The organism is Solibacillus sp. (genome assembly GCF_040273735.1).
GTDB lineage: Bacteria > Bacillota > Bacilli > Bacillales_A > Planococcaceae > Solibacillus.
Genome location: NZ_JBELZM010000009.1, coordinates 133,716 through 145,653, shown reverse-complemented (window position 1 = coordinate 145,653; position 11,938 = coordinate 133,716). Strand labels below are relative to the sequence as shown.

The following is an 11,938-nucleotide window of genomic DNA, read 5'->3' as shown; positions in this document are numbered from 1 at the left end:
TTATATGGTTTATGATCCAACTTATCAGCATAATCAGATAGCGTCTCCTAATAAGCTTTATGAAGCACTGTATCTTGGGAAGCCATGTATTGTGTCTGAAAATACGTCTATTGATTTATTTGTAGATAAGTACGACATTGGGTATGTTACAAAATTTGATGTAGTAAGTTTAAAGCAAGCGTTTAGCGGGATTAATCAAATAGAATTGTTGGAAAAGGGACAAAATGCAAAATTAATATACCCCCAATTTAGTTGGGAACATTCAAAAAATAAACTTATAGAAAATTACAATTCTATAAGTGGATAAGGTGATTACATGACACAACCATTGGTCTCTATCATTACACCTTCTTATAATAGTAAAAGGTTTATTTTAGAATCAATTAATTCTGTGAAAAATCAAACGTTTCAAAATTATGAGATGATTATTGTTGATGATTGTTCAAAAGATGATTCATTAGAATTGATTCAAAATGCAATAGTTAATGATTCGAGATTTAATGTATACAAATTAGAAAAAAATTCAGGGGCTGCATTAGCAAGAAATTTTGGTATCCAAAAGGCTAATGGAAAGTATGTAGCTTTTTTAGATAGCGATGATTTGTGGCATTCAGAAAAGCTTGAAAAACAAATAGCTTTTATGGAAGAGAATAATTATAATTTTACATTCACGAATTATGAAATGATTGATGAACAGGGAGAAGACATAAACCGAAAAGTTATATGTCCATCAACAATTAATTACGAGCAACTTTTGAGAAATACAACTATTGGCTGTTTGACCGTAATTTTAAACATTGAAAAATTAGGCAAGATACAAATGCCTGATTTACAGCCGGAAGACACGGCGCTATGGCTAAAGGTCTTAAAGAATGGCGAAACGGCATATTGTTATCAAGAAGTTTTAGCGAAATATAGAATTGTCGGAAATTCTGCTTCTAGCAATAAACTAAATGTAGCCAAGAAGATGTGGGTTGTTTATCGTAAATCAGAGAATATCCCAGTATGGAAATCTTCGTGTTATTTTATGATGTATGCAATAAATGCTGTGAAAAAACATTACTTATAATAACGAAAGCCAACTTCATTGAAGTTGGCTTTCCGTTTGTATATATGTCATAATTAAATAAAATTAATTCAAAATAATGGAGTTTTTTCATGAATATACTTATTACAGGAGAGACAGGTTATATTGCAAACTACTTATACAATTACTTAAAATCCCAAAATAGCAACTATATTATCAATAAAAGAAGTATTAAAGATAATTTTGAAGATTCAATGTTAACTGGGGTTGATGTTGTTGTGCATTTAGCAGGCTTAGTACATAAAAATGAGAAAAATTATGTTGAAAAAGATTATATGAATGTGAATACAAAGGTTACTGAAAAGCTAGCAAAGATGGCAAAGGAAGCTGGAGTAAAACATTTTATATTTTTTAGTACAATGGCCGTATTTGGAAAAGTGAAAGGTGAAATTTCAGACAAAACTTTGATAAATCCAATTAGTTATTATGGTAAAAGTAAACTAATTGCAGAGGGAATTTTACAGACTTTACATGATGAATCCTTTAATGTAGCTATTGTACGCCCACCTATGGTTTACGGACCGGATTGCCCTGGGAACTATGCACTTTTAAGGAATTTAAGTATTAAAACTAAGATTTTTCCCTTTATAGAAAACCAAAGAAGTATGATATTTATAGGTAATTTAACTGAGTTTATTAAACAATTGATTGTACACAGAGCCACGGGGACTTTTCATCCGCAAGATCCACAATATATTAATACAATGGATATGGTAAACGAGATTGCCAAAGTACATAATAAAAAAAAATACACTACGGTTATTGGGGCCTCTATATTAAAGATTTGTATTGGGAAAACCAATATTTACAGTAAAGTATTTGGAGATTTATACTATGAGCCTAGCTTATCATTTTATGCTGATAACAGCTATCAAAGATATAATTTTCAGCAAGCTATTGCTATTACAGAAGGGAAAGGGACTCAATTAAAATTATGAAACGTTTCTTTGATTTAATAAGTAGTTTACTAGCAATAGTTATTTTTATAATTCCAATGATATTTATTGCTTTAGTGATAAAAGCAGATACAAAAGGACCAATATTATTTACACAAAAAAGAGTTGGTAAGGATGGAAAACTATTTAATATATATAAATTTAGAACAATGAAGATAGATACACCTAATGTTTCAACTGAAGATTTAGGAAATCCTGCTGCGTATATAACTGAGGTTGGTAAATTTTTAAGAAAAACAAGCCTGGATGAGTTGCCACAGTTATTTAATATTTTAAAAGGTGACATGTCCATTGTTGGACCTAGACCTGCACTGTATAACCAATATAATCTTATCGCAATGAGGGATGAACTTGGTATAAGCTCTATACGACCAGGATTAACAGGTTATGCTCAGGTAATGGGGAGAGATTTAATTACAGATGAGAAAAAAGTTGAATATGATTATATCTATCTGAAAAATAGTAATATATTTTTTGACCTGAAGATAATTTGGTTTACTGTGTTCAGTGTTATAAAAGCAGAGGGTGTTCGACTAAAGTAAAGGATGATTATATTGGGTACTATAAAAAAAGCTATAATACCAGCAGCAGGTTTAGGAACAAGATTTTTACCTGCAACTAAAGCAATGCCTAAAGAGATGTTGCCGATTGTAGATAAACCAACAATTCAATATATTGTGGAGGAAGCTATAGCAGCAGGGATTGAGGATATTTTAATTGTTACGGGAAAAGGAAAGAGATCCATCGAAGATCATTTTGACAGCGCATGGGAGTTAGAACATAATTTAATTAACAATGGTAAATTTGAGGATTTAAAAAAAGTTAAAGAATCGGCGAATGTTGAAATTCACTATATTAGACAAAAAGAAGCGTTAGGTTTAGGACATGCCATATGGTGCGCCAGAAAGTTTATTGGTAATGAACCTTTTGCAGTTCTTTTAGGTGATGATATTGTAAAGAGTGAACAGCCTTGTATAAAACAATTAATAAATCAATATGAAAAAGTGCAATCTAGTGTAATAGGTATAATGCAGGTTGAAGATAAAGATATTCATAAGTATGGAATAATTAATCCACTTAATACTAATTCAAACTTGATGGAGGTAAGACAATTTATAGAAAAACCTACATTAGTAGAAGCACCTTCTAATCTGGCGATAATAGGTAGATATATACTTACACCAGAGATTTTCCCCTTTTTAGAAGAAAAACAGATAGGCAAGGGTGGAGAAATTCAATTAACAGATGCTATTGAAAAATTGAATTCTGAACAAAAAGTATATGGTTATGAATTTGAAGGGAAAAGATACGATGTAGGAGAAAAACTAGGGTTTATAAAAACTACAATTGATTTTGCCTTAGAACGAGAAGAGTTACATGAAGATATAAAAAAATTTATTTTATCTAAAGCAAGAGAACTAATGGATTAATAATTAAAATTTGACCTTAAATAATTCATTTTGTACGGTGATTATTTAGGGTTTTATATTTGTGGAATGTTTGATAGGGATATTCCGGTATTTTACATTAAATGGGGAATTTATAATGCAAGTTGAAAAGCTTAAAACGACACTAATAAATTGTTCATTAGAAGAAAAGGACATTTATAAATATAAATATAAAGTAAGGGATATTCATCAAGCCTTACCTCAATTTGATTTAACAGGTTGGATTGATTCACCTATTCAAAATCAACATGAATTACTAGTTTCAATAGAGCGTGTGGCATCAGAAATTCGGGCTTGTGCAGACGTACTTGTTGTAGTTGGAGTAGGGGGATCATTTTTAGGTGCGCGAGCTATTCAAGAAGCACTAAAGCCATACTTCGGCTTAGCTGAAAATGGCATTGAAATTGTTTATGTGGGCCTTAATATGAGCGGGGCTTACATTAAAGAGCTTTTATCCTATTTAGAAAAAAAACAGGTTTATGTTAACGTTATTTCTAAATCGGGTGGAACGATGGAGCCAGCACTTGCGTTTCGTGTGATGAGACTATATATGGAAGAGCGATATGGAGAGAAGGCTTCAGAACGAATTATCGTAACGACCGATGCAGATAAGGGGATTTTAAAGGGAATTGCGGATAATGCGGGCTACCGTCAATTTGTCATTCCATCAAACATCGGTGGACGCTATTCAGTATTAACACCGGTTGGTTTATTACCAGTTGCAGTTGCAGGGGTAGATATCCGTGCTTTAATGGCAGGTGCAAAACGTGCAACAGAAGTGCTTTCAGACTCGGATTTAGCCAATAATGATGCGTACAAGTATGCGGTCATGCGCCATATTTTATATGAACAAGGCTATTCGATTGAATTGCTCGCGTCATTTGAGCCTGGATTAAACAAATTCCATGAATGGTGGAAACAGCTATTTGGTGAAAGTGAAGGAAAGGAAAAGAAAGGGTTATATCCTTCAACAGTTAATTTCTCAACGGATTTACATTCAATCGGTCAATTTATTCAAGATGGGAGTCCGATTATGTTTGAAACACTCCTTCATTTTCACGAGATTGAAGGAGACTTTCAAGTACCGTTTGATAAACGGAATGAAGATGGCTTAAATTATTTATCGAACCGTACCTTTAATGAGATAAATGCTATTTCAAAACAAGGTACGGCACTAGCCCATGCAGAAGGCGGAGTTCCGGTTATTCAATTAGAGCTTCCGAAACTTGATGAATATCATTTGGGTTATTTAATTTACTTTTTCATGAAAGCTTGTGCGATGAGCGCCTGCTTATTACAAGTAAATCCATTTGATCAACCAGGTGTAGAAGCATATAAACGCAAAATGCTAGAGCTTTTAAAGGAGAAATAAATGATGAGTCTGGAACTTTTTAATCATTGGCAGCAACAACAACTTCCCATTTATTTGGCCGATGAGTTATCGAAACTTATGACAGATGATAAAGCAATAGAAGATCATTTCTACCAATATGTATCATTTGGGACAGGTGGCATGCGGGGAATCCTAGGCCCAGGTACGAACCGCATGAACATCTATACTATCCGTCGAGTAGCAGAGGGCTTGGCACGCTATATCTCCTCGAATGGAGAAGAAGCGAAAAAGCGTGGTGTTGCGATTGCTTACGATACGCGTCATTTTTCATATGATTTTGCGGTGGAAACAGCGCGTGTATTAGGTGCACATGGCATTACTTCCTATGTATATAAAGAGGCACGACCAACACCGCAATTATCTTTTACAGTACGTGAGTTAAATGCATTTGCAGGTGTTGTCATTACGGCGAGTCACAATCCAAAGCAGTATAATGGTTTCAAAGTTTACGGTGAGGACGGTGCCCAGCTAGTGCCGACCGGAGCAAATGCAATTATCGAGCACATGAATCAAATTAGTGATATTTTTGAAATTGAAGTGACAGAAGTTAATGAGCTAGAGCATAAGGGATTGTTTTATTGGATTTTGGAAGACCTAGATGAAAAATTTATGAATAACTTATTAACTTTAAAAAATAACAATGCCATTGATTATAATATGAAACTTGTTTACACGCCTTTACATGGGGCAGGACTGGTTCCGGTAGTAAAAGGTTTAAAGAAATTTGGATTTAATGAAGTGCATGTTGTTGAGGAACAAGCCGTACAAGATGGTGCTTTTCCAACAGTTCTGTATCCAAATCCGGAAGAAGCAGCTGCCTTTTCCATGGCTATCGAGCTAGGAAACAAAGTAGGGGCAGACTTATTGCTGGCGACCGATCCTGATGCAGATCGTTTAGGGGTAGCTGTTCGTAAAGGTGAATCATATGAACTGCTTACAGGGAATCAACTTGGTGCGCTATTATTAAATTATATTATGCTAACAAAGCAAGAGACTGGGACACTCCCAACCAATGGAGCAATGCTAAAAACGATTGTTACATCAGAACTAGGTGCTGCTATTGCTGCTTATTACGGTGTAGCAACAGTTAATACTTTAACTGGCTTTAAGTATATCGCAGAAAAAATTACGGAGTTTGAAATGACTCAAGCTCATACATACTTGTTTGGTTATGAGGAAAGCTACGGTTACCTAATAGAGACATTTGCTCGTGATAAAGATGCGGTCCAAGTCTCTTTAAAAGTTGCAGAAATGGCTTCCTATTATTCGACACAAGGAAAAACATTACTTGATGCATTAGAAGATTTGTATGAACAATTTGGCTACTATAAGGAAGCCTTAGTCTCTAAAACATTCGAAGGCAAAGATGGTCAAGAACAAATGAAAGCAATTTTGAATAACTACCGTTTAAATATGCCCAATGAAATTGCAGGGGTAACGGTTGTACGTATTGAGGACTACTTAACAGGTATCGCAACATTACAGGACGGTACTACTGGGCCAATCAATTTGCCGAAAGAAAATGTATTGAAGTTTATATTAGAGGATAAATCTTGGATTGCCATTCGACCTTCAGGAACGGAGCCAAAATGTAAGTTTTATTTTGGCGTTGTGAAGGATTCTAAGGAACAGGCGGAAGAAGCGATGGAGAAATTAGTTAATTATCTTTTATAATGATGCAACCATCACATATCTTTTAACTTGTTCTAAATTTATTGCAGTAATAACCCAATCGTTTGAAAGGTAAACGATTGGTTTTTTTATTGGGAAATATACGGTTTGAGTTTTTTATTATTATATTTCACTATTTTGTTAACTTACCATTTTCTTTATCGATATATATTATATTGGAATGAAGTATAAGAATTGAAATATACGGAGTGAAAGCATGAGAAAAATACTGTTAATTGGACTTCTATGTATAGGGATACTTCCTGTAATTTCCTTGCTTGCAGCAGAAGCATCTTTAGCAAAATCAGAAGAAAGTTTTATCGTAAAATATCATTCAGAAGCAAGCAAACAATTAATTATCCGACAGGCTGATGCTGTCATGGAAGAGTTTGAGTATTTACCGATGTTGACAATAAAAATTTCAAATGAGCAATTAAAAAATCTGAAGTATGAAGGGCATATCGAATTTTACGAAGAAAACCAACAATTCACTCTTCAAAATCAATTCAAAGTAGCGAATTTGTCTTCCGCTGAATTAGAGCGGTGGAATTTGAAGGCAATGGATTTACAAAATAGCTGGAGTCATGGATATACAGGTAAGGGAGTTAAAATTGCTATCATTGATTCGGGGGTAGCAAACCATTCGGATCTGACGATTGCTGGTGGGAGATCATTTGTAGGGGAAAGCTATGATGATGACCATGGCCATGGTACGCATGTGGCAGGAATTATTGCAGGAAAGCATAATGGAGTTGGCGTTGCTGGAGTTGCTCCAAATGCTGAAGTTTATGCTGTGAAGGCAATAAAGAGTGATGGGGTCGGTGATGTTCGGGTTGTGTTGCAGGCAATTGATTGGGCGATCGATAATCATATGGACATTATTAATTTAAGCTTTGGAGATTTGGAATATGCGCAGTCCTTACATGAAGGAATTAAGAAGGCATCTGAACATGGTTTACTGATCGTTGCGGCAAGTGGCAACGAAGGAAATGACAACGGGACGGGTAATACCATTAATTACCCGGCACGTCATGAAGAAGTGATATCAGTAGCGGCGATTAATCCTTATTTTAATCGTTCTTCTTTTAGCGGAACGGGCGATATGAATGATTTTGCAGCACCGGGAGAAGAAATTTACAGTACATATTTGAATGGTCAATATGCTACATACAATGGTACATCGATGGCAACACCACATATAACGGGAATGCTAGCATTATTAATGGAACAATATCCGTATGCAACACCTACTGAATTGCGGGAAGGTTTGCGATATATTACCGATGATTTAGGAGATGCAGGTTTCGATGCTTTGTACGGGTATGGGCTGCCTAAATTCAGACTTCCGAATGTGCGAGTTGTAGAGGAGCTTTTGAAGAGTGGAATATCTGCAGAGGCTTTGAATAAAAAAATTGATTCAATGCCTGATTCGATTGAAAAACTGGCATTAAAAAATGAACGAAATAAAGCAGAGCAAACGATTATTAAAGAAATCGATCAATTATTAGGTAATTTTGAAAAAAATCCTACTGGACAGCATTTGAATGATTTTAAAGCACTATTAGCGAAATTGGCTGCTACTGATGTAAGATTCCAAAAGCAAAAAGAAGTTGATGCTGTTATTGAGAGGTTACTGGAACCGGCAACAAACGCTGTCACAACCTTTATTAAAAATAAAACAGTCTATAACTATAAAAAGGCTGAAGCAGAACTGAACAAATTACCTTCTTTAAATAAGAAGAATGATTTAGAAGAAGCGTTAAATGAGGCGCTCAAGGAATTTGCAAAAAAAGCAATTGACAGTTTGGCGCAATATGAAAAGCAGCCAACTAAGAGTCAATACAGTTATGCGAACTTTTCCATTAATAGTTTACCAGATTCATCGATTAAGTCTGAGCTACTCGAAAAGTTGGCAAAGCAAGTACAAGCTGCTGTAAAAATAGCAACGACAAATATTAAAGCATATGAAAAAGTCCAAACACTGAAAAACTATAATAAAGCAGTAAAGACTATTCAATCGGTATTTGATGAAAAACAGCGTGAACTGCTGGGAAATAGAATTCAGAAAACAGTCAACATTAATACAGCTAAAGCGAAAACCCGTGTTGCCAATTATGAGAAGAAAAAAACAAAAGCTAATCTTAACTTAGCGATGAAACTTATACGAGAGCTGCCAAATGGAAAAGAGAAACAGCAATTATTGAAGAGGCTTAAATAAAGCTTTCATGCATCTAGATAGAGTAACCTAAACTTAAAGCCCCAATTGTACATTTCTAATATATCGGAACAGCTATTTTGTACAAAAGGGGCTTTTATAAATAATAATATGAAGTTTATTCCTTACTTATCCCGTCACCAACGGACAACTCTCATCCGCCGCCCACTCATTCAACGATCCATCATACACCGCCACATTTTCCTGCCCTAACATGTTCAGCAACAATGCGTTCCATGTCGCAGCAATTCCGCCACCACAATAAGTAATCACCTGTTTATTTGGATCTAGCGCACCTATTTTTTCGAAGGTAGCGCGTAATGTTGCATCATCGTACAGTAAACGTGTTTCCGGATTAGAGTGAGATCCGAAGAACGCATGCTTGCTTCCCGGAATATGACCAGGGCGCGGGTATGTTGTTGTTTCACCTCGGAAGTCTGCCTCAGATAAACTGTTGATTAATACAATATTCTCATCCCCTAAAGCTCCTTTTACATCTTCTTTAGTAACAATCAAATGCTCGCGGCGTTCTCCTGGAAACGGCGCAGGATTATAGTTGGCGATTCCTGATTCAGTTGAACGACCATCAAGCTTCCACTTGTGGAATCCGCCGTCGAGTACAGCTACATTATCAAAGCCTTCATATTTCAACTGCCAGCGCAAACGTGCCGACCAGTCAGATGCTACTATATCGACATTAACTAGTGGACCACGATCATAAATTACTACATAAGTTTCCTCAGTGATTCCTAAAGGTTCTACCGCTTTTAGAAATTGCTCTCTTGTTGCAATTGTAAAAGGTGCCTTTCCTTCCGGGTTAGTGAAATCTTTCAATAAATCAGCATAAGCCGCTCCGGGAATATGCTCTTCCCTGTAAGCTTCGAAGCCGGACCAGAGCTCCGGAAATCCTTCTCCTTCAGGAATTTTTAAGAATGTTGATGCATCTATTAAGCGTAAGTTTGGATCTTCCAGTCGTGCCTCTAACCAGTCACCATCCACAACATAAGGAATATTTCTCATGATTATTAATCTCCTTTACGACTATTCTATGGTAATTGCTTTTCATAAATATTACCTTATCACAAATTATTAGTGAATTCTAACTAATGTAATTTTTTCGCCACTAGCCAATTATACTCAAAAAAACATTTTTAACATTAGTTTACATAGTTTTATGCGCCAATCTGTTAGAATTATTTTGTTAATCGAAATTACAGTAAGGATAATTCTACTATATTTTCGATTGAAAGAATTCCAAAAGCGAAGTGGAGGTATTTTTATAATTATGAGTAAAAGGCATTCTTCGAAGTATTTTAATGCAATAACAGCAATGGCGGTTGCTGTTTCAGCAGTTGTAGTAGTTGCGCCGACTGTATCGGAAGCGAGTAGTTTTAGTGACGTCAAACCTACTCATCAATTTTATGATGCTATCAAAAGTTTAAGTGAGCGGGGCATTATTAATGGGTTTCAAGATGGTACTTTCAAGCCGGGACAAAACCTGACTCGTGGACAAGCGGCAAAAATCATTGCGGGCGTCCTGCAGCTAGATACTAAAAACGTAACCAATCCAAAATTTAAAGATATTCCAATATCCCACCAGTATTATGGAGCGATTGCAGCTCTGAAGCAGGCGGGGATTATCGATGGTTATGAAGACGGGACATTCCGTCAAGGAGCAAATATTCAGCGTAATCACGTAGCAAAAATCATTGCCAATGCTTTAAATTTAAAAGCTGAAAATGTAGATGCACTTCCTTTCACGGATGTGCGTATAGATTATAAGGAAGCAATTGGTGCTTTATTTGAAAACAATGTAACAACGGGTAAGACTGCTACATTATTTGATGGATCTTCCAATGTAACACGTGGACAAATGGCTGCGTTTATTACACGCGCAGAAGCAGTAAGAAACCAAACGCCACAACCTGCTCAAAGTGTAACATTTAAAGTTGAAAATTATAAAGCATCAGGAATTGTTATTAACGGGTCTACCTATTCATTCCATTCTTCCATATCTTCTATCTTTACTGAAACAAATAAAACCGCTTTAACGGGTGCTACTATTACAGCAACTGTTGAGAACGGAGTCCTGACTAAAATTAATAATGTAACACTAAATAAATCTGGTACAGCTGAATCTCGTGTCGTATTGGATTCAACTGCGACAATCGACTCGTTAACAATTAATGCAGATTATGCAGCGGTAAGGAATGTATCGGTAACGGGTAATGCAACGATCACATCTGCTGTACTGACAGAAGTAGAGTTTGAAGGTGCAAAAATTACGGGAGATTTAATTGTTGATGATCAGGTTGCCGGTTCAATTGCTTCAATGAATAATAAATTTGCTGCAGATGGAAAATCAGGCACTAAAGTAAAATTAGAAAATTCCCGCGCAGGGAAAGTATATGTGAAGCGTAACGATGTATCCATTGTATCGGATACAGTAATAAATGAAATCACTATAACGGCAAAGATTACACTGATTAATCTAGACGGGACGGTTACAAAAGCAACGGTAGAATCCTCAGCAAAACTTGATATTAAAGGGAATGCTACGATCGGTCAAATATTATTAACAACAGCAGTAGAATTGGCGTTAAAAGTTAAAGGAATTGTTAATACGTTATCAGTTAATAATCCAAATGCTCAGATTACGGTAGGTGCAGGCTTAAAAATAAATGAATTATCGATTCCTGCAGGTTCAACAGCAGAAAAAATTATTATAAACTATGCTGAGATTGCTTCGCAAATAGTTAAGGTGATTATAGGGAATGTGCCAAGCACGTCAAAACCAAATCCAGGAACACCAAGTACTGGTGGGGGGAGCGGGACACCTACTCCGCCAGTTATTGATAATAAGCTTAACGTAAGAACTATAACGGAACTGAATCAAGCGCTAAAAACAGCGAAACATGGAGACACAATTAAATTGATGACTTCATTAACAGGGGACATTAATTTGACGAGTCTTGTGAATCTTGATTTCAACGGTCATACATTAACCGGAAGTGTGACGATTACAGAACCTAAAGCAACGGGTAGCTACTCATTGACGCCAACTGGAACGGGGACGATTGCAGGTGACCTCGTTATTAATGCACCAAATGTAAATATTAATATTGATGGGTTAACAGTTGAAGGCGAGACAGTGATTTACTAAGGCCC

Annotated in this window: 10 protein-coding genes; 9 read left to right on the top strand and 1 reads right to left on the bottom strand. The window is 35.9% G+C overall.

Features of this window, described 5'->3' with window-relative positions; all coding sequences use genetic code 11:
* From ABS917_RS10770 to ABS917_RS10735, 8 genes are all read left to right on the top strand, one after another.
* The coding region (locus ABS917_RS10770) for a glycosyltransferase (protein WP_483316060.1) at positions 1–307 on the top strand (307 nt) is incomplete at its 5' end.
* A gap of 9 nt (positions 308–316) precedes the next feature.
* Complete coding sequence (locus ABS917_RS10765; RefSeq protein ID WP_350478973.1) at positions 317–1,069, top strand: glycosyltransferase family 2 protein; 753 nt, start codon at positions 317–319, stop codon at positions 1,067–1,069.
* An 89-nt stretch (positions 1,070–1,158) separates the two neighbouring features.
* Positions 1,159–2,025 (top strand): NAD-dependent epimerase/dehydratase family protein, encoded by an 867-nt coding sequence (locus ABS917_RS10760; protein WP_350478972.1) that lies wholly within the window; start codon positions 1,159–1,161, stop codon positions 2,023–2,025.
* Positions 2,022–2,585: a sugar transferase gene (locus ABS917_RS10755; protein WP_350478971.1), complete on the top strand. Its 564-nt coding sequence runs from the start codon at positions 2,022–2,024 to the stop codon at positions 2,583–2,585. The genes ABS917_RS10760 and ABS917_RS10755 overlap by 4 nt, the downstream gene beginning before the upstream one ends.
* Positions 2,586–2,588: 3 nt before the next feature.
* Complete coding sequence (galU, locus tag ABS917_RS10750; RefSeq protein ID WP_483316059.1) at positions 2,589–3,473, top strand: UTP--glucose-1-phosphate uridylyltransferase GalU; 885 nt, start codon at positions 2,589–2,591, stop codon at positions 3,471–3,473.
* 115 nt (positions 3,474–3,588) lie between these two features.
* A complete protein-coding gene (locus ABS917_RS10745) occupies positions 3,589–4,863 on the top strand; it encodes a glucose-6-phosphate isomerase (protein WP_350478969.1) in 1,275 nt (424 codons plus the stop codon).
* A complete protein-coding gene (locus ABS917_RS10740) occupies positions 4,864–6,558 on the top strand; it encodes a phospho-sugar mutase (protein WP_483316058.1) in 1,695 nt (564 codons plus the stop codon).
* A 214-nt stretch (positions 6,559–6,772) separates the two neighbouring features.
* Positions 6,773–8,773, top strand: coding sequence for a S8 family peptidase (locus ABS917_RS10735; RefSeq protein ID WP_350478967.1), 2,001 nt, complete (start codon positions 6,773–6,775; stop codon positions 8,771–8,773).
* Between the two features lie 126 nt (positions 8,774–8,899).
* Here ABS917_RS10735 and ABS917_RS10730 read toward each other — a convergent pair whose 3' ends face one another.
* Positions 8,900–9,790 (bottom strand): sulfurtransferase, encoded by an 891-nt coding sequence (locus ABS917_RS10730; protein ID WP_350478966.1) that lies wholly within the window; start codon positions 9,788–9,790, stop codon positions 8,900–8,902.
* Between the two features lie 265 nt (positions 9,791–10,055).
* On the opposite strand from ABS917_RS10730, the gene ABS917_RS10725 reads away from it, so the two are divergent.
* Positions 10,056–11,933, top strand: coding sequence for an S-layer homology domain-containing protein (locus tag ABS917_RS10725; RefSeq protein ID WP_350478965.1), 1,878 nt, complete (start codon positions 10,056–10,058; stop codon positions 11,931–11,933).
* Positions 11,934–11,938: the final 5 nt, after the last annotated feature.

What these genes read in the sequence shown, in the direction of transcription:
- ABS917_RS10765 (WP_350478973.1), top strand. Translation starts at nt 317, where the DNA reads ATGACACAACCATTGGTCTCTATCATTACACCTTCTTATAATAGTAAA.
- ABS917_RS10755 (WP_350478971.1), top strand. Translation starts at nt 2,022, where the DNA reads ATGAAACGTTTCTTTGATTTAATAAGTAGTTTACTAGCAATAGTTATT.
- galU (WP_483316059.1), top strand. Translation starts at nt 2,589, where the DNA reads ATGATTATATTGGGTACTATAAAAAAAGCTATAATACCAGCAGCAGGT.
- ABS917_RS10745 (WP_350478969.1), top strand. Translation starts at nt 3,589, where the DNA reads ATGCAAGTTGAAAAGCTTAAAACGACACTAATAAATTGTTCATTAGAA.
- ABS917_RS10740 (WP_483316058.1), top strand. Translation starts at nt 4,864, where the DNA reads ATGATGAGTCTGGAACTTTTTAATCATTGGCAGCAACAACAACTTCCC.
- ABS917_RS10760 (WP_350478972.1), top strand. Translation starts at nt 1,159, where the DNA reads ATGAATATACTTATTACAGGAGAGACAGGTTATATTGCAAACTACTTA.
- ABS917_RS10730 (WP_350478966.1), bottom strand. Translation starts at nt 9,790, where the DNA reads ATGAGAAATATTCCTTATGTTGTGGATGGTGACTGGTTAGAGGCACGA.
- ABS917_RS10735 (WP_350478967.1), top strand. Translation starts at nt 6,773, where the DNA reads ATGAGAAAAATACTGTTAATTGGACTTCTATGTATAGGGATACTTCCT.
- ABS917_RS10725 (WP_350478965.1), top strand. Translation starts at nt 10,056, where the DNA reads ATGAGTAAAAGGCATTCTTCGAAGTATTTTAATGCAATAACAGCAATG.